The sequence below is a fragment of the Geminicoccus roseus DSM 18922 genome, from assembly GCF_000427665.1.
In the GTDB taxonomy this organism is placed as follows: Bacteria; Pseudomonadota; Alphaproteobacteria; order Geminicoccales; family Geminicoccaceae; genus Geminicoccus; species Geminicoccus roseus.
The window spans coordinates 1-20,998 of the sequence record NZ_ATYL01000006.1 but is presented as its reverse complement, the minus strand read 5'-3'; the positions used below and the strand labels follow the sequence as shown (position 1 = coordinate 20,998).

The 20,998-nt window shown below is 52.2% G+C and carries 23 protein-coding genes and 2 pseudogenes; 17 read left to right on the top strand and 8 right to left on the bottom strand.

The genetic code is table 11. The features are described 5' to 3' along the window. The 7 genes and pseudogenes from GEMRO_RS33950 to GEMRO_RS33945 form a co-directional block, all read left to right on the top strand. Positions 1-739, top strand: a pseudogene (locus GEMRO_RS33950) (hypothetical protein); the annotation flags it as partial. 63 nt (positions 740-802) lie between these two features. Next, positions 803-1,048 (top strand): type II toxin-antitoxin system ParD family antitoxin, encoded by a 246-nt coding sequence (locus GEMRO_RS0101345; protein WP_027132577.1) that lies wholly within the window; start codon positions 803-805, stop codon positions 1,046-1,048. Beyond that, positions 1,045-1,335: a type II toxin-antitoxin system RelE/ParE family toxin gene (locus GEMRO_RS0101340; protein WP_027132576.1), complete on the top strand. Its 291-nt coding sequence runs from the start codon at positions 1,045-1,047 to the stop codon at positions 1,333-1,335. Before GEMRO_RS0101345 ends, GEMRO_RS0101340 begins: the two co-directional genes overlap by 4 nt. A gap of 94 nt (positions 1,336-1,429) precedes the next feature. After that, positions 1,430-4,306: a class I SAM-dependent DNA methyltransferase gene (locus GEMRO_RS26850; RefSeq protein WP_051328556.1), complete on the top strand. Its 2,877-nt coding sequence runs from the start codon at positions 1,430-1,432 to the stop codon at positions 4,304-4,306. A gap of 219 nt (positions 4,307-4,525) precedes the next feature. After that, entirely contained in the window at positions 4,526-4,882 is a 357-nt protein-coding gene (locus tag GEMRO_RS0101320; protein WP_027132574.1) for a DUF2958 domain-containing protein, read from the top strand. A 382-nt stretch (positions 4,883-5,264) separates the two neighbouring features. Further along, the gene (locus GEMRO_RS0101315) at positions 5,265-5,804 is read left to right on the top strand and encodes a hypothetical protein (protein WP_157505410.1); all 540 of its coding nucleotides are present in this window, start codon (positions 5,265-5,267) and stop codon (positions 5,802-5,804) included. Between the two features lie 32 nt (positions 5,805-5,836). Then, the gene (locus tag GEMRO_RS33945; protein WP_157505409.1) at positions 5,837-6,172 is read left to right on the top strand and encodes a hypothetical protein; all 336 of its coding nucleotides are present in this window, start codon (positions 5,837-5,839) and stop codon (positions 6,170-6,172) included. Positions 6,173-6,174: 2 nt separating this feature from the next. Here the strand turns inward: GEMRO_RS33945 and GEMRO_RS33215 are convergent, their stop codons facing one another. After that, positions 6,175-9,063 (bottom strand): type IV secretory system conjugative DNA transfer family protein, encoded by a 2,889-nt coding sequence (locus tag GEMRO_RS33215; RefSeq protein WP_084506409.1) that lies wholly within the window; start codon positions 9,061-9,063, stop codon positions 6,175-6,177. A 39-nt stretch (positions 9,064-9,102) separates the two neighbouring features. Further along, positions 9,103-9,513: a hypothetical protein gene (locus GEMRO_RS33940; protein ID WP_157505408.1), complete on the bottom strand. Its 411-nt coding sequence runs from the start codon at positions 9,511-9,513 to the stop codon at positions 9,103-9,105. Positions 9,514-9,563: 50 nt separating this feature from the next. Here GEMRO_RS33940 and GEMRO_RS0101305 point away from each other — a divergent pair, with 50 nt between their 5' ends. The 4 genes and pseudogenes from GEMRO_RS0101305 to GEMRO_RS32225 all read left to right on the top strand — a co-directional run bounded on the left by GEMRO_RS0101305 (position 9,564) and on the right by GEMRO_RS32225 (position 12,335). Continuing rightward, positions 9,564-9,893: a hypothetical protein gene (locus GEMRO_RS0101305; RefSeq protein WP_027132571.1), complete on the top strand. Its 330-nt coding sequence runs from the start codon at positions 9,564-9,566 to the stop codon at positions 9,891-9,893. A gap of 229 nt (positions 9,894-10,122) precedes the next feature. Next, on the top strand, positions 10,123-10,332 hold the full coding sequence (locus GEMRO_RS26840; RefSeq protein ID WP_035484551.1) for a hypothetical protein: 210 nt from the start codon (positions 10,123-10,125) through the stop codon (positions 10,330-10,332). 325 nt (positions 10,333-10,657) lie between these two features. Further along, a pseudogene (locus GEMRO_RS35895) lies at positions 10,658-10,924 on the top strand (plasmid mobilization protein); the annotation flags it as partial. 55 nt (positions 10,925-10,979) lie between these two features. After that, on the top strand, positions 10,980-12,335 hold the full coding sequence (locus GEMRO_RS32225) for a relaxase/mobilization nuclease domain-containing protein (RefSeq protein WP_027132570.1): 1,356 nt from the start codon (positions 10,980-10,982) through the stop codon (positions 12,333-12,335). Positions 12,336-12,555: 220 nt separating this feature from the next. Here the strand turns inward: GEMRO_RS32225 and GEMRO_RS33935 are convergent, their stop codons facing one another. From GEMRO_RS33935 to GEMRO_RS26830, 3 genes are all read right to left on the bottom strand, one after another. Beyond that, positions 12,556-12,801, bottom strand: a complete 246-nt coding sequence (locus GEMRO_RS33935) for a hypothetical protein (RefSeq protein WP_157505407.1) — start codon at positions 12,799-12,801, stop codon at positions 12,556-12,558. Continuing rightward, positions 12,801-13,454, bottom strand: coding sequence for a ParA family protein (locus GEMRO_RS0101285; RefSeq protein WP_027132569.1), 654 nt, complete (start codon positions 13,452-13,454; stop codon positions 12,801-12,803). Before GEMRO_RS0101285 ends, GEMRO_RS33935 begins: the two co-directional genes overlap by 1 nt. A gap of 108 nt (positions 13,455-13,562) precedes the next feature. After that, positions 13,563-14,609, bottom strand: a complete 1,047-nt coding sequence (locus tag GEMRO_RS26830; RefSeq protein WP_035484549.1) for a replication initiator protein A — start codon at positions 14,607-14,609, stop codon at positions 13,563-13,565. A 571-nt stretch (positions 14,610-15,180) separates the two neighbouring features. Between GEMRO_RS26830 and GEMRO_RS33930 the strand changes: the two genes are divergently transcribed. After that, positions 15,181-15,501 carry a hypothetical protein gene (locus GEMRO_RS33930; RefSeq protein ID WP_157505406.1) on the top strand — a complete coding sequence of 107 codons (321 nt, stop codon included), beginning with the start codon at positions 15,181-15,183 and terminating at the stop codon, positions 15,499-15,501. A gap of 197 nt (positions 15,502-15,698) precedes the next feature. Here the strand turns inward: GEMRO_RS33930 and GEMRO_RS0101270 are convergent, their stop codons facing one another. Together GEMRO_RS0101270 and GEMRO_RS33205 are read right to left on the bottom strand one after the other, a co-directional pair. After that, on the bottom strand, positions 15,699-16,295 hold the full coding sequence (locus GEMRO_RS0101270; RefSeq protein ID WP_027132568.1) for a hypothetical protein: 597 nt from the start codon (positions 16,293-16,295) through the stop codon (positions 15,699-15,701). Positions 16,296-16,356: 61 nt separating this feature from the next. Next, positions 16,357-16,986, bottom strand: coding sequence for a helix-turn-helix domain-containing protein (locus GEMRO_RS33205; protein ID WP_205624869.1), 630 nt, complete (start codon positions 16,984-16,986; stop codon positions 16,357-16,359). 133 nt (positions 16,987-17,119) lie between these two features. On the opposite strand from GEMRO_RS33205, the gene GEMRO_RS0101255 reads away from it, so the two are divergent. From GEMRO_RS0101255 to GEMRO_RS33925, 3 genes are all read left to right on the top strand, one after another. Next, positions 17,120-17,536, top strand: a complete 417-nt coding sequence (locus GEMRO_RS0101255) for a hypothetical protein (protein ID WP_157505405.1) — start codon at positions 17,120-17,122, stop codon at positions 17,534-17,536. Continuing rightward, positions 17,533-17,754, top strand: a complete 222-nt coding sequence (locus tag GEMRO_RS0101250; RefSeq protein ID WP_027132566.1) for a hypothetical protein — start codon at positions 17,533-17,535, stop codon at positions 17,752-17,754. The genes GEMRO_RS0101255 and GEMRO_RS0101250 overlap by 4 nt, the downstream gene beginning before the upstream one ends. Positions 17,755-17,894: 140 nt before the next feature. Beyond that, positions 17,895-19,031, top strand: a complete 1,137-nt coding sequence (locus GEMRO_RS33925; RefSeq protein WP_157505404.1) for a hypothetical protein — start codon at positions 17,895-17,897, stop codon at positions 19,029-19,031. Here GEMRO_RS33925 and GEMRO_RS0101245 read toward each other — a convergent pair whose 3' ends face one another. Then, positions 19,032-19,589: a recombinase family protein gene (locus tag GEMRO_RS0101245; RefSeq protein ID WP_027132565.1), complete on the bottom strand. Its 558-nt coding sequence runs from the start codon at positions 19,587-19,589 to the stop codon at positions 19,032-19,034. A 219-nt stretch (positions 19,590-19,808) separates the two neighbouring features. Between GEMRO_RS0101245 and GEMRO_RS33200 the strand changes: the two genes are divergently transcribed. Then, complete coding sequence (locus GEMRO_RS33200; protein WP_084506405.1) at positions 19,809-20,252, top strand: TIR domain-containing protein; 444 nt, start codon at positions 19,809-19,811, stop codon at positions 20,250-20,252. 22 nt (positions 20,253-20,274) lie between these two features. Further along, positions 20,275-20,998: SIR2 family protein (locus tag GEMRO_RS33920; RefSeq protein WP_205624868.1), on the top strand; the 724-nt coding region annotated here is incomplete at its 3' end.

Genomic DNA, 20,998 nt, shown 5'->3' with positions numbered 1-20,998 from the left:
TGCCTGCAAAAGACACGATCTTTGGGTGGACGACCTAAAAAATTATGGAATTCATTGCGTTGAAGTAGAAGAGTACGTTGAAATTGCACAGATAATTGATGCGGTTGAGCGTAGAATAGCCATGAATAGCATAATGGTATCTGGAAGCTTTCCTGATTCATTGGAAAATGATGTTCTTAATGAACGACGTCGTATAGAGAAAATATCTCATATGATAGGAAAATATATTGCAAGGAAGAACAGAAGACTTGTATCAGGATTTGGACTTGTTGTTGGCAGTGCAGTTTTGTCGGGAGCATTAGACGAATTCAATAAACAAGAACTCCCTAATTTTGAGAGAAGCTTATTTTTACGCCCATTTCCTCAGATAATTCCTGAAGGGATGGATCGTCAACAATACTATAAACTCTATCGAGAAGATCTTGCAAAGCAATCGGGCGCTTGCATTTTTATTTCGGGAAAAAAAGAAGAAAACGGAAAGATGGTGCAGGCAAATGGTGTCATCAGCGAATTTGAGATAGCTGTGGCGGCAAATAGATATCCAGTGCCAGTTGGAGCAACGGGAGGAGCAGCAGCTGAAGTATGGAATATAGTGAACAACGACTATAAAAAATACCTTGGCACAATGCCAAAAAATCTTTTTGATGCGCTTAATGATTCAACTGCAACGGAAGAGCATTTAGCGAAGGCTGTGGCGTCAGTGGTGGATTGGTTGATCGAAAAGGATCCGCATGGCTAGAGATTGTTTACGGGTTGTGTAGTACCAAAAATTGGTATATATTGGTACTATAGGAGGTACCTTATGGCTCGTAACACGTCCATTTCGCTCGGCGACCACTTCGCCAGCTTCATCGACAGCCAGGTGCAAACTGGCCGCTATGGCTCGGCCAGTGACGTGGTGCGAGCAGGCTTGCGGCTGCTCGAAGAGCATGAGGCCAAGGTTCAGGCCCTACAGGCCGCGCTGATCGCCGGGGAAGAGTCCGGCACGCCTGAGCCCTTCGACTTCGACGCCTTCATCGCCAAGAAGCGCAGCATCGAGCCCAAATGAGCGGCTTTCTGCTGTCCCCCGCCGCACAGGTCGACCTTGATGGGATCTGGGAATACACCGCCAAGCGATGGGGCCAGGATCAGGCTGTCACCTACATCCGCAGCATTCGAGACGCCTGCCAGGAGCTGGCGGCCGGCATACGCATTAGCCGCCCGGTCGACATCCGGGACGGCTACCGCAAGGCATCGGTCGGCTCACACGTGCTGTTCTTCAAGAACACGGATACCGGCCAGATCGCCATCATCCGCATCTTGCATCAGCGCATGGATGTGAACCGGCATCTTTAGCAAAAGTGTTCTAATGGCTTTGAGGAGAAGGCTATCAATCTTTGATACAAAATATAAAGTTGGAATACAAAAGAAGCAGGGGCGTGCATACATAATGAAGCCGGAAGATTTTATCAAAAAATGGAAAAACTCAACGCTGAAAGAACGTTCGGCTTCACAGTCACATTTTAATGATCTTTGTCGATTGCTTGGCGTAGAAACGCCAACCGAGGCGGATCAAACAGGTGATTGGTACTGCTTCGAACGCGGCGCATCCAAAACTGCCGGGGGTGAAGGGTGGGCCGATGTGTGGAAGCGCGGCCATTTCGGCTGGGAGTATAAGGGCAAGAAAAAGGATCTGACGGTCGCTTTCGCCCAGCTTCAGCAATACGCTGTTGCCCTTGAAAACCCGCCGCTGCTCGTCGTCTCCGACATGGACCGGATCATCGTCCATACCAACTGGACGAATACCGTCTCCGAAACGCACACGATCGCGCTAGACGACCTGCTGGATCCTTATAAGCGCGAGCTTCTGAAATGGGTGTTCCTCGATCCGGAGCGCCTGAAACCATCGAAGACAATCGACGCGCTCACCCGCGATGCGGCTGACAAGTTTGCGCGCCTAGCCATTACCTTGCGGGAGCGCGGAAACGAGCCGCAGGCGGTGGCGCATTTTATCAACCGCTTGGTCTTCTGCATGTTCGCCGAGGATATCAACCTGCTGCCCCGGCACATGTTCACGCAGATCATCGACGAGGCTTTCAATCAGCCAGACAGCGCCCACGAGCTGCTAACCGAGCTGTTCCGCGTGATGAAGTCTGGCGGCCGGTTTGGCATCGACAGGATTGAATGGTTCAACGGTGGCCTGTTCGACGATGCTGCTGCCCTGCCCCTTGGTCGCAATGAGCTGAAGATCATCGGCGAGGCTGCCGCGCTCGACTGGTCGGACATCGACCCTTCGATCTTCGGCACCCTGTTCGAACGCGGCCTCGATCCGGCCAAGCGCAGCCAGCTTGGTGCGCACTACACCGACCCCGAGAAGATCATGATGATCGTCCGGCCGGTCGTGATCGAGCCGCTCTGGCAGGAATGGGAGGACATCAAAGCGCAGATCCAAAAGCCGCGCACATCGGAGGTCAGGAAGAAGGCACTGCTTGGCGGATTTCTGGAGCGGTTGAAGGGCTTTCGCGTGCTCGATCCAGCCTGCGGCTCGGGCAACTTTCTCTACCTGGCCTTGCTGGCCCTTAAGGACCTTGAACACCGGGTCAATCTCGAAGCCGAAGCAATGGGGCTTGGCCGCCAGTTCCCAAGTGTTGGGCCGGAAGCAGTCAAAGGAATCGAGCTCAATCCCTATGCAGCCGAACTCGCTCGCGTGACGATATGGATCGGTGAGATCCAATGGATGCGCAAGAATGGCTTCGACCTCAACCGCCAGCCAATCCTGAAGCCGCTCAATAATATTGAATGTCGTGATGCACTACTGAACGAAGATAACACCGAGGCCACATGGCCAGAGGCAGATGTTATCATTGGCAATCCACCTTTTCTCGGCGCTAAATTAATGTACCGTAGGCTCGGTAGATCCGAAACCGAGAGAATTAGATCAGTATTTTCAGACAGGCTAAATGGTTTTACAGATCTTGTTTGTTACTGGTTTGAGAAAGCGCAGGCACTTGTTTCAGCAGGAAAAATCGGCAGGGCAGGATTTGTTGCAACAAAATCTATAGCAAAGAATACGAACCTTCCAGTTATGATAAGACTCTGCCAGAATTGTACTATTTATAGCGCCTGGAGCAATGAACCATGGATAGTAGATGGGGCTGCTGTTCGAGTATCTATTATAAATTTCTGCAAAAATCTACCGCAAGAATACTCAATATTTTTGGATAATAATCAGGTTACTTCAATAAACCCTGACCTAACTAGTGGAAATGATTTAACAATAGCAAAGAACCTACCAGAAAATCGAGGCTATTGTTTTGTGGGAATTCAAAAGAGCGGTCCTCTTGAAGTTGATGGTTCGAAAGCTAGAGATTGGATGAACCTTCCTTCAAACCCAAATGGAAAGAAAAATAGTTATGTATTAAAGCCGTACTGGAATGGAGATGACATTGTTGGTAGATCAAGAGATGTATGGCTTGTTGATATTCCTATTCAATATAATGAAAGCGAAGCTTCTCTATTTGAGGAGCCATTTAAGCATATTTCAGAAGCACCATATGATCCACCGGAAGACAATAGGCTATTGAAAGCTGTTCGTTCTGAAGCGAGAGATGAACATGCACGAAACAAGTGGTGGCTTCCATATTGGCCACGTCCTGAAATGCGAAGGAAGATTTCCGCGATATTGCGTTATATAGTAACACCAATGACATCTGAACATAGAGTTTTTTACTGGCTGCATTATCCCCAGCTACCTGATAATAATCTTGTTGTTATAGCACGTGATGATGACGTCCAATTTGGGATACTTAGTAGCAGTATTCATGAAAAATGGGCTACAGCTCGTGGAAACAGAATGGGAGCTGGTAATCAAAGAAGATACAATGGAACGTCAATATATGAGACTTTTCCTTTTCCAGAAGGTCTTACGCCGGATGTTCCTGTAGCATCCTATATAGATGATCCACGCGCTGAACGTATAGCATTCGCTGCCAGTAGATTAGACGAGCTGCGCAATAACTGGCTCAATCCTACTGAATTGGTAAAGCGCGTCCCAGAGTTAGCACCAGGCTTTCCTGATCGGTTCCTGCCTGTTGATGACAAGGCAGCAGCCGAACTAAGAAAACGGACACTCACCAACCTCTACAATCAGCGCCCGGCTTGGCTTTTGAACGCGCACAAGGTCTTGGATGAAGCGGTCGCTGCCGCCTACGGCTGGCCGGCGGATCTATCCGATGACGAAATCCTGGCTCGCTTGCTGGCCTTGAATCTGGAACGGGCGGCTGCCGAAAGGGCGAGCCCGCATCATGACAGCGGCGTCCTGGTTTGATCACTTCAACCTGGCGCGACGCGCTCGTCGTCCCTACTCGCGTTCCGGCCGTCCTTGATTGGATTTCTTCATAATCGCCTGATCCTGACCGGGCGCGGTGGGGCTGCAAGACCCAGCCCGCACCACCCGCGCTCGCGCGGCCGTGTCGAGCCTTGCACCCTCACCTTATCCGCCCGGCCGGTCGTCTCCGGCGAAAGAAACCCAAGCAAGGAGACGACCATGAAACTACTCACCGACGAACAGCACGCCCAACTTCTCGCCAATGGCCGCCAGCAAGACCCTGTGCGCGGCACGGCCGGCGAAATCGACTTCCGCCCCGTGGTGAAGCTGTTCACCCCCGACGGCGCCTGCACCTGGCTGCTAACCGAACTCGATCCCGAAGAGCCCGACATTGCCTTTGGGCTATGCGACCTTGGCATGGGCACACCAGAGCTCGGCTCCGTTCGTCTATCCGAACTGGCCGCTGTCCGGGGCCGCCTGGGCCTGCCGGTTGAGCGTGACCTGTTCTTCGAAGCTGATAAGGGCTTAAGCGCATATGCACGAGCAGCTCTGGCCGCCGGCCGGATTGTCACGTGATGGAGCCCCAGAATGACAGCCTCTATTCACAAGCGCTCGTGCGCAGCAGAAGGTGAAACCGGCGGCTAAAAACAAAGGCCCCGCAGGTTGAGGCGTAGAGCCAATACTGCGGAGCCTTTGCGGGTTATCCCCGTGCACGGTCATCGGCATCCCTGCCTGTACCGTAGCGCCATTATAACATTTCATCCTTGTGCTTCAAATATCCCGGGGTGAATTGCCCACAAGGCAAGAGGGGCAGAGCCCCTGGCGCGCGGAAGCGCGCCTTGATCTACCGACTGACGTTTCCTTTCCACCGATCGTCGCCTGCATGGGCTTTCTCAGAATTTCCAGATCGGTATGCTGATGCCCATAGGTACTGCGAATTTGTTGCTGAGGGGCCACCATGTCCGAAGCCAAACAGCTATTAAAGCAATTGTCGGCGCAACAGTCAGGCCGGGCAATGGTTGTGCCACCATCCACGCAGGTTATCACGCCGCAGCCAAGCCAGGTCTCGGTAATGCCGGCCCCGCCCAAAGGGCGGATCGAGGTTATGTTGCCGGAGCCGGCGGCCAAGGCCAGGAAAAGGACTTGGCTGCGCTATGCACATTGGGTGATTGGCTTCATTATTATTGGCGAGCTTCTTTTGCCGCCTGGTCTGAAGCCCATGCAGATCCTGGCTACACCCTTTAAGAGCTTCTACATCGAGATGGCCAATGTCGGCGTCTATAGCGCAGAGCAGCAAGCTCTTGCTCAGATGAAGGCGCAAGCCGTCATGGCAGAACAGATGGCCAAGGCACAGGCCGCCGGGCAGATCGAGGCTTCCCGCGCCCAAAGCAAAGGAAGCTGCGGTCTTTTGGGGCTGCTTTCCCCGGAATTTGGGCAGGCCTGCAATGGTGTGGTCGATAGCTGGCACGATCAGCAGAAGAACTCGCTGCAGGACTGATCCCGTAGCGCCACTCTCACCGCAAGGTATGTATGGCGATGTCGGCAGATGATCGTTTGCCGTCCTTCCTCGACCAGAAGGGGAAGGCAAAAGAGGCGTTCGTGCAAGCCAAGGAGGCACAACAGCCCCTAGACAAACCTAAAGCAGCAGAGCTTCCAAAGCACATTAGTAAAGAGAAGCCTGAAATGCATTTGCGGCCTAAAGGCCCAATGCGGCATCAGGCAGATATGCAGGCACGAGCCGTGCCTATCAGTCAAAAAGACCAGAATGCTTACATCGAGCGCGCCAAGAGAGTGACTGCACGCGATGAATTTCAAAAGCAGGCACAGACAATTATGAGCAAGCAAAAAGAAGGAAAGTCGATTTAAAGTTATTTAATAGGAGCGTCAATTTTTACATTCATATCAGCAACGACAGGTTCATCATTTACCATTTCCACCATTCCTGTGTGGAGGATACGCATTTGAGCCTTAAAAAAGGCGTTGGAGTACATCATCGTTACATCGGCATCGAAGGAACTATCTGTGTTAATTCTGGTAAGCTTTGCCGGATGAATATATGATTTGACTGCATCATAGTAATTTTTCTCAAAGTTATTAGGCAGAAATGCGTCATCCATATATTCAGCAATAAGAAATGGTCCCTCTTCTCCTCTGACGAAGAAACAGAAAAACCACAGATATTGAAGAGCATTAAACTGATCAATATTAATTTTTTCTGACTTATTAATGGCATGTATTTTATTGGATGTTCCATCTAATCGATGAAGTTCACCTTTGCTGTCTATCAGGTAGTAAATGTATAAATTTGCCGGCTGCCAGCTTCCATTTCTGATACGGACAAGACGAACATTATCATACCAAGGCAGTCTTGATACGAGCACCCCGCCGCTACCGCTAGGGACGGTACGATTGCCATCAATTGGCGACAGTGCTGCAACCCGTCTCAGAAGCGCCGGATCGGGCTCTTCCCACGGATAGGTAAACAAGCTGAGTGTAGTCCGCAGCGGCGCTTCTGCTTGCGCCTGCACGGGCGGCGCAGACGGGGCTGGCGCAGGTTGAGGCTGGGGCTTGGCTGCTTGTTGTTCAGATTGAAACAGGGGCCGTTTCTTCATCTCGGCCCTGTACCATGCGTCTAATCCCAGGAAGCCGCCTCCCAGCAGCACGACTACGCCAGCCAGGGTGGCAACAATAGCCTTTGTGCGCCTTGGCTTACGTCTCTGGACAGCGGATAGCACAGCAGGGGCTTCAACAAGCTGTGCTGACGGTTCCGGTGCCGGCATGGGCGGCGGAGGCGGCTGCGGTGACGACAAGTCAGCTGGGAATGCGGCAACCCGGTTACGTTCAAAATACTCCAGGGCTAGGGAAGCCGCCCGATCAACAGCTTCTTCAATGCTGGTTCCTGGCCGGATTTCGCGGCGGGCATGGGCCAGAAGTGCTTCCGCAAAAGAGGCTTCGGCCAGAGCGAGGATGGGGTGCCGGGTGTCATGCTCGCTGACCGCTTCATAGACAAGTTCGGCCTTTGCCACGTTGAGCAGGCCGAACTCGTCATAAAGAGCCGCTGTAACTGCCCGTTCGCGATCCAGGACAGAAGGCTTTGGCGTTACGGTCGAAAGCAACGGAGGCACCGGAAAATCCGGATGCTGGTCGAAACGTCCCCGAAAATACGAGTGGTCAAAGTAGTTTGTTCGACGCAAGCGGATCGGGTCGAAGCCTGACAGCACGATCAACGCTAGGCCCGGGTAGCGGCCGTCCCTCTTCTCATCGACACGGGCAAATTCCCGGCCGATTTCATCTGGGGTAATAAGCGCCGTCTTGTGGATGCCTTCAGATGCATTCACTGACGAGCCTGAATGCGATCCTTCATTGCTGTTCGGGATCAGGCCAGACAGGGCCATTGCCTGGTTGCCTAGCGATGAGTAGTTCATGCCCATGCCTGAAGACTCGCCCTGCGATGCCCCTCGGCTTACCGTTTCGCGAATGACTTCCGTCTCGCCAAGCTGCTTGGACAAATAGGTGCGGGTAAATTCATCCTCGATCTGAAAGAATATCTTTAGTCCCGAATTGCCCAGAAACACCTGCCAGTTGTCTTTATAGACTTCCTTCAGCTGGCCTAACGTTTGTAAAATAATAAATAACTTTACGCCAAAGCCAGCAATCTGTGCAGCCGCGTTCTCGATAACGTCCATTTTCTTAAGGCCGGCAAATTCATCGAGAAACATCATCACGCGGTGACCACTTTTGGGTTGCCCTCGCGTCTTTTCCATTTCCGTGACTGTCAACGCGGTCATCATGCGCAGCCAACGAAAATGGGTGTTCATATAGCGCTGTGGCAGGGACAAATAGAGGCTGACGCCCTGCTCGCTCGTCTTCAGGTCGGATAGCTTGAAATCAGACGTTGCAAGGCAGCGGCGCATGCCGGGACTGTCGATAAACTCAGTCTGGCGGCGAGCAACTTCCATCACAGAGGTGAAGGTTTTGTCAGCGGTGCGGGCCATCTCATTAAAGGATTCGCCGACACCAGAAATAACGCCATCATGGTGCGGGTTGTCTCGCAAGCCTTCCCAGAGCAGGAAAAACGGGTTGGGTGGCGGATCATCGCCCTGCTCGGCCAGGAACTCGGCGGCACGGTAATCGCCCCGGGTCAGGAGTTGACGCAGCGTGATCAGATTCCGGCGGCCTTCGAACTCTTCTGCCGTGAGGATATGAAGGATCAGGCCTTTGATCAGGGAACGTGCTGATTCTTCCCAAAAGGGATCTTGCGTGTTCTTGGACTGAACAACGATGGCATCCGCAATCCGTGATGCCTCGTCGATCGCTTCTTCTCCAAACGGCTCTATGGCATCGAGCGGGTTGAAGCAGGCCTTCAGATCCGAGAAATCGTCATCATCGCGATGTACGGTGTTGAATGGATCAAGAATGTAGGTCTTCTGGCCGAGGCCTTCGCTATGTGCCGAGCCCCCCGCCCTGCGGCGGGCGGTGACGATTGCATTCTCACCCTTGGGGTCAACCACAACAACCGAGCCCGGCCAGAGAGTAAGATTGTTGATGATGACTGTCGTGCCCTTGCCGCCACGTGATCCGGCGACCAGGCAGATATGCCGATCATCCAGGTGACCAAGCGGCATCTTCACATCATCAAAGGACTCTCCAAGCCAGAACCAGCCGGGGCGGTAGGTCAGCTTGGAAAGCTGTGCCCAGTCAGCCCATCTTGCCGTTGCAAGCGCTTCAGTCTGGCCGGATGAGCGGTCAAAGATCATGGAAGGCAATCCTGCTGATTATCTGATAGCAGCTAATTTTTACAGAGATTTTGCGGATTGATAGTTCTTTTGCAACTGACCAATAAGGTTTCGTCGCGATCGATCTATTGTTAGATCTCTTGCTTTTTTGCGAAGTTCAACTTTTAATTCTGCAGATTTCATTAAGCGATTAATTTTGTCGTCAGCAAATCCAGCAGGCGGCTTGATGTTGTGATTAATCTTCTCGTCATCGCGAACTAACTTATTGTATTCCCGCGTTACCCATAAATTTTTATGCCGATTGTAATGCTCATCAGCTTTCTGATGAATTGCATGGGCCCTTTGATCGACCTGCGCACGGATGGTGCGATCAGATAAGGACTTATCAGAACTATATTCTTGCACCCGCGCTGCTCGGTTGAAATAGGCTTTTATCGTTGCGTCGGACAAACGATTACTGTCGTCAGCCATGAACGTTCCTAATTTTGCAATGATTAGGAAAAATAAGCTACGATGGATGTATGAATTTTACGGAAAAGCACAGCAATGACAATACGACCCGGAAAGAGCGGCTTACTGGGGGCAAGTTCTATTGTGCCATCGACGTGATGGCGGAAACGATGGAGATCTTCGAGCGTGAGCGCATCCCTTTGGAGCATATACGCTATGTGATAGCCGAAGCGCTCATGAAGAAATGTGTCGTTTCGAATCCGTACCGCGAGCCGCCTGATATCAACGCCCTGAAGAACGATTTCTACTTCCTCCTCTCGATGCATAGCCGGATCTCTTTCATGTACGAAGAGGTGGAAAAAGCCCTAGACCGAGCAGGAATATCTCCCTTTCCCGAGTAATCGGTAAGCGGTTGTTCTGGGCCGCGCATCATCCCTTTGCGGTAGCTGGATCATTGCCAGCCTTCGCTGATCGGGCGAACCAGACCCATCCGTCATCGTCAACGTCCTGCCCGCACCACCCACGCAAAGCGCGGCCGTGTTGGACGTATGACTATGCCGAAGAACCGGGTCCGGTCGTTCCGGATCATGGCTGGAATGGACCAGCTCACCAACGAAAGGGAAAACACCCATGAACAACCACACCAACGATCGATCGGAAAAGAGCGCGTCCCTGCCGACGCACCTGGCCAAGATCCGCCGCGTTGAAGGCCGCAAAACGACCTTCGAAAGGATCGGAGCCGCTTGGCTGGCCGAGGATGGCTCGGTCTATGTGAAGCTCCATGGCACGCAGATCGTCACGGACGGCTTTAACCTCTATCCGGTCGACGACGCTCATTGAGGCACCAGCTCCCAGCACAAAGGCATCGGCCAATCAGGCCGGTGCTTTTTGCCGTTTCACTCCTGTTGGTCTCCATCCGTTATCCGCCTATGCGGGCACCGGAACCGTCTTAGCTGTGTTTGCGCCGTTTGGCTGACAGAAGATCTGTGCATGAAGCGCCGCTGCGCCTTGATCGGCTACCGACAAGACCTTAGGCTTGTGATGCATAAGGATAGCCAGATGTGTTTTTGGTACCCAAAAACTCTGGCTCTGCGAGGCCCAAGGCGGCCCATTAGCCGCCTCTGGAGAAGGTTTTCTCCAGACCTCTTCTATAGGAGGCAGATGCATGGCACGGCCCAGGAAGGAGCCGGAGGCGCGGCGAGACGAGCAATTGAAGCTGCGGCTAACCACTGCCGAGCGCAGCCAGATCGAACACAAGGCTGCCGCCTTCGGGCTGAGCGCAGCAGAGTTCATGCGGCGGCGCGCGCTCGGCTATGCCCTTCCCCCCGCATTGGAGCAGGAACGGACCAGAGCGCTTCAGGCAACCGCTCTGGTCCGGCTTGGCGTGAACCTCAACCAGATTGCCAAACATATGAACGCCGGCCGGTCGGCGCCGGCTTATCTCGTCGATCTGATCGAGCGCATCGAGCGCGAGCTGGACAATCTCTATGATCCAGGTTCTGACACGCGGACGGTCGTTCAAGGCAGCAGCTCTGTACTACCTGCACGACAAGCGGGCGGCTGGGGAGACAGTCCGGCTGACGACCGAGCGCATCGATTGGACGGAGACGGTCAATCTGCCGACGAGCGATCCGGAGCGTGCTTGGCGGATGATGACCGATACCGCGCTGTCGCAGGCTGAACTGAAGGCTGCCGCCGGCATCAAGGCGACCGGGCGCAAACTTGAGAATCCGGTCCTTGCCTACTCACTATCCTGGCATCCTTCGGAAGATCCCGATCGAGCCATAATGGTCAAAGCGGCTTATGAAACGCTTGCGGTCCTGGGGCTGACAAAGCACCAGGCGGTGCTCGTTGCGCATAACGATACTGATCATGCGCACGTCCATATCCTGGTGAACATGGTGAGTCCGATCGATGGCCGAGCTGCATCCTTGTCGAATTCCAAGCTGAAGCTGTCAAAATGGGCGCAAGCCTGGGAGCTCGAACACGGGCAGGTGTTCTGCCAAGACCGCGTTACCAACAACGAGAAGCGGGATCAGGGCGAGTTCGTTCATAGCCCGCGCGTACCTCGCAACATCTATGAGCAGCGGCGTGCGCAGCAGGATAAGGGTGCTGTGATCGCGGCGCTGCGGCAGCAGCAGAAGAACAAGGATGCTACCCTCTCCCAGGCCGGCAGGATGATGCACAAGCGTCATGCCGGGCAGTGGGCGGCCCTCAAGGCCGGCTATCAGGGGCAAAAGGATAGCCTCTACCAGGACCGGGAGCGCCAGGTGCAGGCGGTGATCGCTGCCATCAAGGCCGAGCGCAAAAGTGAATGGGCAAGCCTGTTCAGCGATCAGCGTGGGCAATCACAGCTGTTTGAAGCGCGGGAGCGCTCAGTGCTGGGAAAAATCCGCAATATGTTCGAGACCGGCTGGCGGTTGCGCCGTGATGCGGACATGGCCTTCAAGGGCAACGCGCTCGGCATGATGATGGCCGTTATGTTCAAGGAAGAACGGCTGGACGCCCTCGCTAAAGAGCAGGATCTGGCGCGGCGCAAACTGGCGACTTCTGTAAGCCGCCAGATCGGCTCCAACCTAAAAAGCATCCGCACGCGCACGAGAAAGCAGGTGGACGAAGCCCGTGTCGTCTATCTGGAATCGTGCCGCAAACTGAAAGAGGAGCAGGGTATCGAACGGGCTGAAATGCAAAAGGCTTGGCGGCGTCGGAATGTCGAGCGCCGGCAGGCATGGCAACAGGCCCGTGAAGAAAAGCCTGACATCTATCAGCAGGCCCTGCTGGCACGGGCGCAACGAGCCCGCGCCTCGTCCCAAAGGCTCAAGGATCGCGGGCTGGAAAGATGAAAGAATGTTTGCATGCTATCATGTTTGCATGCAAACATGATAGCCTCGGGAGCTTGTCCAGGACCTGCCCCCAAGGTCGGTGCGTTCAGCATCTCTGCTGCGCAAGGCGATTCATTCTCGCGCTTTGAAGTGTTGAAGCCGCCAAAGCGGGCTTGTCTTCCCCGATGCCATATAGCAGCTAAAATGGTAAAGTAGTAAGCATGTTTGCATGCAAACATGCTTACTTGTGGGCGGTTTTGTAGGCTGTCCAAAGCTTCAGGAAAAGTTGCGATTTTGCGCCCTTGTTGAAGCCGAACTCCCTGCCTGCCTGCTCGCTGAACTCCTGGAAAACCGACTCTGAGACCCGAAACTGAATTGGACGCATAGATGCATCGGCACCACGCGGGTTCTCGGCAACGATATCCGGCGTCACATCCGCCGGCGGCGGCGTGCCCTTACCTTTAAGCTTAGCGAGATTCGTAGCCATCAGGCGACCTTCCTTTCAGCAAGCTCGGCGATCAGATCGACGACGCTTTGTCCGAGCGCAGCCGCCTTTTCGTTCAAAGAGCGAAACGATGTCTCGGTGATGGCCCTGCCCTGATCGGACGCCGTGCCAAAACCAGTCGAGACAGGCACCTCACCATTCAGGACCTGATAGCCCGCCTGCTTGAGATATTGTCTGGCCGCATTGTTCTCGCGCTCGCTGCCCGTCGTCTTGAACATGGCAAAGGCAATCCGGTGTATCGGAATCCCCTTCTTGATCAGCGTATGAGCGAGCACGACACCTGGATGCAGGTCATCAACCGTCTGGCCGGTTGGAATGATCACCAGATCTGAAACACGCGCGATCTCGATCGTCTGGTCCGATGCATTCGGCTTGCCATCGATCACGTAAGCGTCGAATCGGCCGGCATCATCGACAGCAGATTTTACCGAAGCGAAGCTTTGGACCTGGATCTCTGGCTGGATGCCACTCTCTGCCCGGCGGCCCGCCCAATGGGTACAGGTCTGCTGTTGTGTATCGAGGTCGGCAATCTTAACGCTCATGCCGCCCTCAGCGAACTCCCGCGCCATCATGCGCGCTAGCGTCGATTTTCCGACGCCGCCTTTCTGCGATACCATTCCGATTATGTAGGTCATGAAAACACTCCGCCCAAAACTGGGTTTTCATGACTCATAGCATGATTCGCTGATACAAGGCAATCATGCTTGCATCTTTGCATGCAATCATGCTGTCATGCACTTAGCTTATGGTTTGCCGCGCTTCTCGAACCAGCTCTTGCAGAACTTGATGAAATGGCGCTCCGGGCTCTTCGGGATGATTTCGTTCTCGCCAAGCCAGATCCGCCATTCCCGCTCCAGATGGTATGGGTCCCAACCTGGCGCGACACTGCGCACGTCCTGGAATATCTCAGGATCAAGCGCGCCCTCCCAAGCTTCGACCTCGGGGGCAGGGGGCTTCATGCTCCCGCGGTTTTGAAAGATAACCATGTCTTCCGCCGGATCAAACACAACATGATAATCCGGCAGATGGTCGTGCTGAGCAAGATCACGGATCGCCCGGCGGAATTCCTTCTCTGTAGATTTTGATCCAGATTTCTTAAGAAGTAGGGGAAGTGAAATTTTCCACTGATCCTGCTGCCCACAATGCTTGCGCGCAATCTCATATACACGTCGCTCGATTGGCTTGCGTAAGCGAAAATAGTCACGATGCAGCGTCAGCACTTCCTGAGCGCGGATCGCGTTAAAGACCCAATCAGAAAGCTTCACCTCACACCATAGCAGGCGGCCATCAAGACCGTGCTTGCGCCGGATGGCCGAAGCCTCGATCAAACCAAAGCCGTTGATCTGCTCTTCACTGCCCGTCACGACATTGGTTCGGATGCGCGTCCCTTCCAGTCGATCAAGCGCTTCCACAAGGGCCTGATAATCTTTGCCTGCTGTTCCTCGGTTAGTAAACATGAGCAGCTCACGGCTGCTGAGCCTCACCTGCTGAGATACAGCCTCACCATTCTTAAGTTTAGCCATGATCTGTGAAATACAATAAATCAAAATATCCTTATCATAAATCGTAGCTAAGCCTTTAACACTTGGCGTAATCTCTACCCAATTGCCATTATGCTCATACCGGCGAACGGTTGTTTCAGGCTTCTTTGACAAGGAGTAGAAAGGATGCTCCATTTGTGCCATCACATCCTTGATGACGGCATCGGCTACATCACAGATGAACAGGTCATGCTGTGGATGACGCTCTGGAATGAGAAGAGAGCGGGCGAGGGGAATATCTGTTTCCATGAAGGAACAGTTCGGGGTTTTGCCCACCCTGTCAACGCACTTCGGGGTTTTACCCACCGCTAACTTTTAAGCTGATGCGGTGGGTAAAAGTTCGGGGTTTCACCCACTAGAGTGCAACAAGGGATGAGACAGCCGCTGCCATCGAGGCTCACGAACGCAAAATTCGGGGTTTTACCCACCAGAAGCCGAGATTCGGGGTTTTACCCACCGTGATTCGGGGTTTTACCCACCGAGATTCGGGGTTTTACCCACCGATTCTGAAAAGTGAGCCTGAATAAACCTTATATTTCAACGCCTTACTTGCTGTGGATAAGTGCTTAACACCTATTTAACACATATATTTAACACACATGAGCAGGCTGTGGATAACTTTCCAAGGAGCTAGAGAAGGAATCGGTCAGCCCTGAAGGGCTGACTCCTTATGGCCGCGCAAAATGCGGCAGGGGCTCATTGCCGCCCCTCTTGCCGGCAAAGCCGGCAATTCACCCGCTAGGATATTTTCAGCACAAGGATGATTGAATATCAAACTTACAAGTAGACGTTTGAGTTATTTTTGCGGCATTGTTCTCAAATGTTCTCATATTTTGGAAAACAATATAACGAAATGGCTTTCACACCCGACAAAGACCGATATGCCCGAAGGGCAGCGGCAAAGTTTGTTAGTGATCTACTAGCTGATTATCTGCAGGGTCGTGAAAAAGGATATGCAGTCGAGCAAGCTATCAAAGAGCTTGAGGCCCTTTTTCATGCAGGTGCCGTGCTGCCTGTTCGGTTGATACGCCAGGGTTTGGCTTGTGAGGATGAGGACACCCGAGCCGCGCTATTCGTCAAAGCCATGGACATGATCACGCAGCAGGTTCACGCCGATCTGTCAGGCATGGAGCGGTTTTGAAGTGGGTTTCCCCGCCCTGACCGTCAGTGAAGCTACGGTCCTCCCAGCCCTCAAGACCGCTACGCGCCGCTTGCAGCGGTGGCCGACAAGCGGCCAGTCTTGACCGCTGCTCCGGGCCTACGCTGATGGATGGGCATGATCGGGACGAGGAACATGATGCTCTCGCCTCCGGCGGGATCGAACCAGGAACAGGTGTTTTAGGCAGCCTTGGCTGAATCGTCCGCAAAGATCACTGCGCACTGCGCCGGCACGCTCAGATCGATGCCCGGCTGTTCCCGGTTGAACAGATACGGATCATCAAAATACGGCCCTGGATAGACCGCCGGGCTCTGATACCAGCCATGGTAGACGGCTGTCCCAGCAATTTCCTCCAGCATATAGGCTAGTGATCGGCGGAACAGGCGATCCAGGTCTGGAACAAAGCCACTCCCGATCTGGCGCTGCGCTGCCAAGCGGGCGTACATCCCGCACACATCATCCACCCATGCCCGCACCGCCTCTGACCGCTCATAGAGCGCACAGGCCGCCTCATAGCGGGGTTGGAAGGTCGGATCCGCCTTCACGTCATCCCACCGCGTCAAGGTCACCCGCCCCTCGAAAGCATCATGCAGCTGACGGAAGTGCTTGCGCAGCCATCGGTCACCCATGGCTCGTGCTGTTTCGAGCGCCTCCGCCCGCAGATCGGGACTGGGCGCCATATTGTGGACGTCCAACGTGTCGCACACCACCAGGTGGGCATGGCGATAATGGGTGGCTGCAGCCGTCATGTAGCTGAAGAAGCGCTTGCCATGCATGTCAGCCGATCCATGGCAGACCGGAATGATACATGAGCTGCTGGTGCAAGGTGGGAAGATCTTAACGGCCATCATCACCCACCATCTTGCTCTTGTTCCACCAATAATCGAACGTGCTGCGCTCCCTCTTGGCATACCTGTCATTGACGATCGCCAGAAACTTGCTCTCGGCATTCATCATGAGATGAAAGACAACCTTGTTGGCATAGATGACCGTCACTTCAGACGTACCGAAATACTCCTTGTCCAGCCACCGATAGTCATTCATGTCGCCAACAATGAAGCTGTTTCCTTCGCATATCGTGATCCGGAACTGGATTCCCTTTGCCCGCAGCTCTTGCAGCTTTTGATTGACTGCATCGCTCGACTTTCGATCATCAGCACAATGAACCCGCACCTCGCCGCCGTCAGGAAGGGTTTGCTCGATGTCTTCCAGCACCTCCAGATAGCTGCCGAACTCGACCGTGAACGACTCCATCTTCTGGACGGCGCTTGGGGAGATGAGCACGCCCTCTTTTTCCAAGGCGCGGGTAAGTTTGCGCAGGGTGGCCAGCTCCGGCTCGACCTTGCCCTGCTCGATGTTCACGATTGCGGACTTGGACACCCTGGAATGGTCGGCCAGGTCCTGCTGGTTCCAGTCGAGGATGCCGCGTGCGGCACGTAATTGTTCAGCGATATTCATGGTAGACATTTATAGCATCGTCTTAGAATTTAACAAATATAAAATTGCATTTGATTGCGCAATTTGAATATTTTTAAGAATATATTAACTTATGACGTCTATATGTTTGGCTTATCTCAAGATACAAGTAAGGATTGTTGTGATGAATATCGTTGGAAACTCAAAAACTGTCGACCTGGATGCGCTTCGTCTGGAACTTGAAGACAAATACGGCGGTGTCACCGCCCAGCAGATCATTGACCATCTGGCGCGGTTTCATCGGCCTGCCAAAGTGCCGGACTATATGGACGTCAAGGCCATGTCCGAGCTGCAAGAACGCTTTCGGGCGCAAGCTGTACTGGCGGTGTGGCGGCTGCGCGATTGGCGTAAGCGCCACGGTGGTCGGGAGCCGGAGCAAAACCTGGTCCTCATGGAAGGGGCTTTTTTGCAGCGGCAATGCCAGGACGCCATTCGCCTCTATCGCGAAGCACACCAAGCCTATTACGCCATGTACCGTGCTGCGATGGCCGCTCTGACTAACCGCGCGGCAGACGCGCACCACCAGGAGCAGGCGGCATGAGCACCAAGTTCGATGAGGATGCCTACGAACATCGATGGTGGACGTTTGTCGGAAACATGATTGAGATTCGCCGCAGCGTCCCACGCCGCCGCTATCTCTATGCCCTAATGGACACCGTGGCTTTCCAGGACACCGAAACCGCCATCGATCTCACCTTGCTCCAGTACCGGGCTGAGAAGAGCCGCAGGCGGAAGCTGCGCAGAACCAAACGCGTATGACCGAAGCAGGCAGGCAGAAGCCGTAGCCAGCTTCTGCCTGCCCGCAAGCCGACGCATTCGCTGTCACTCAAACCTGTAGCGGACAGGCTGTTAAAATCCGAAACCACCGCTTAGGATCATAAGAGATATAAAGGCTGGGCATGACAAACAAAAATGTCTCTCTAGGAGCAACTATCGTTCACCAATACTATCCAAGTTTTATTGACCTTCCAGTAGGCCGATACTTGGTAGATTCTGATGATCTAAAGGGGATGATAGAGGTACTAGAGCATGTCAGACCTCTAGTGATCACTGATTTTAGTAATGCCATTATAAATAGGCCAGAGAAGAAAGGAAAAATATTCAGCGATATAAAAAGGCCTATTCACAGAATTAGTCGTGACTCGATAGCGGCTGATGCAGTTGGAAATGAGGGAAGAGTTGCATTAGCAATAGTGTTAGAAAAACCCGTAAATGGGCGAGTATTTTATCATGATGCTTATACAAGCTTGTTAATAGTATCTGAGTTTGGTCATGACAAAACTCCTGATGATATATCTTTTCATCAACCACTTCTTAAAAGGTTTATTGGTACTTACCGTTGTGTAACCTCTGACTTACGTACTTCCTTTTTTGAAGGGGCGCCTGATGCTGTAAATGCAGTCAGAATTGGGCACAGATATTATACAGACAAGGAAAGAGACGTTCCTTTTCAAGAACGTCTGTTAGCAATAGATACCGACGTAGATTTGCGGCCATGCCTACTAGGACTAGGTAAAGGTGCTCGTGGCCTACAAGATCATTATGACGATGAAGCTAAAACCACTGAGAAGGGTCATCATATTGGTAAATACTTAATAGATGGATTCAAACCGCCAGAAAATATAATTGAGATAGAAAAACTAGCTAATCTTGCTTTTAATGACGAAAAGCTGCGACCTGCTGTTGCTGAAGCAATGTCTATTCTAGAAATAAGTATCCTATCTCATCAACGGAAATTTAAGAGGTTTTTGAATATATCGAAACAAAATGAAGAGAAAGAAGTGACCTGGAAGTTCCTTATGAATGGAATGTTAGCATCACTGTTGGATCTATATGAACATAATGGCTCAAAAGGTAAAGTAATAAAGAATGCTAATTGGGTTCTAGACGTGCGTCATAAAGTGGTTCATGACGGATATAATCCATCTAAGGATGAAGTAGATAGAGTGTTATCTTTCGCAAAGACACTTATAACAATCTTTGAAATGCCAGAAGATTATAAAGGGAACTGGAAGCTAAAAGAGCAATATAAATAGCTATGCTCTGCCCCTCAATGCGCGTCTCAAGGTAGACCGGTCTACTCCCAGAACGGAAGCGACGCCGGAAAGTGTTTCGTTTCCATTCGCTAGCGCTCGCTTAGCAAAGATCACTTGTTCGTCGGTAAGTGCATGGGGCCGCCCGACATGCCTGCCCCGCCGCTTAGCGGCCTTCATCCCTTCCCTGGTCCGCTCGGCGATTAGCGATCGCTCGAACTCGGCCAGAGCCCCCATCATGTGGAAGATCAGCCGCCCACCGGCATTGGTGGTATCAATCGCTTCACTGAGCGACTGGAACCCGGTCCCCTGCTGGCCCAGCCGGTCAATCAGCTCGATCAGAAAGCCTAGGGACCGGCCCAGGCGATCGAGCCGCCAGACTACCAGCACATCACCCTGCCCTACGGCAGCAAGCGCCTGTGTCAGGCCTGGCCGGACAATGGCGGTGCCGGTGATGCCTGGATCGGTATGAATGACCTCGCAGCCTGCCGCCTTCAACGCATCGAGCTGGAGGTCGAGGATCTGTTCATCTGTGGAGACACGTGCATAGCCGATTTTCATAGGCTAATTATGCCCTACCCTTATGCCTCATGCCAGCATGAACGATTCCAATGACTTAGAAAGCGGTGGATAACTGCTGCGAAAGGGGTCCCTTTCGCAGCAGTTATCTTGATTTCTATTCCTCCTGTATCCAATGATGGATAGAGAGGATATGAAGAAGTACGCAAGTAGCAGCTTTATCATCTAAAACTTATCAACCATCGAACCGGAGAGAGGCTAATGGCCCGTCATGTATTTTTTAGCTTTCACTATCAACGGGATATTGTTCGCGTAAATCAAATTCGCAATCTTCCAGAAATAGTTGATCAGTCTGCTGTTGGCTTCCAGGACAAATCCCTGTGGGAAAAAGCAAAAGCAAAGGGCGACAGTGTAATTAAGAAACTTATAGATGATGGATTAATTGGTACAAGTGTAACTGTTGTATGTATCGGTAGTCAGACTGCAGGTAGAAAATATATTAATTATGAGATTGAGAAATCTATAGCCCGTGGTAACGGGATTATTGGTTTAAGGATTAATCACCTTAAATCCTTTGAAGGAGTTGATCCAGTAGGGTCTGTTCCAGCTCTTTTAACAAGACACTCTTATCCAGTTTATACCTACGAGAACCATACTAAACTAAAGAGTTGGATTGAGGCAGCCGCAAGGGCTGCAGGTCGGTAGTTGCTCTAGCCTGGCGCAGGAGGTGTTTGTCAAAATCATGAGAAAAAAAGATTTTATAGAGACATACTCTAAATTCGTATTGCAGGGGAATGCTGGCCTTTTTCTTGGTGCTGGTCTTTCTATCAATGCTGGCTATCCAAGCTGGCGCCAACTCGTGCAAGATATGGCAAAAGAAATAGACTTGGATGCCAGCTTAGAGACTGATTTAGCTGGTCTTGTACAATTTGCCCTTAATAAGTCTGGCAGAACACGGACAAGATTAGTTCGACTAATTACAGATCACTTTGGAGAAGAAAAGCCAATTCCCGACGTGTTCCGTATACTTGCTCGTCTTCCCATTACACGAGTATGGACTACCAACTACGACACGCTTATCGAGCGTTCATGGCGGGCACAGAGAAAGCGCTTGGATGTTAAAAGTTACGATAAGGATGTGATGACTGAAAATCCATGGTCTCATGCAATCCTATACAAAATGCATGGCACTGTAGAACATCCGAGTGACGTTGTAATATCCAAAAGTGACTATGAGGAATATAGAAGGAAAAGAGCTTCATTTCTCCATTTACTCATGGGGCAGCTAATCTCGCATCACATGCTATTTCTGGGTTTAAGTTTTACAGATCCTAACTTGAGTTACTTATTCATGATGATACGGGAGGCATTCGATCATACGCCACCGGAACATTTTTCTATCGTTAGAAAGCCATCTAGAGGCGACTATTCTTCTAAAAAGTTGTTCGATT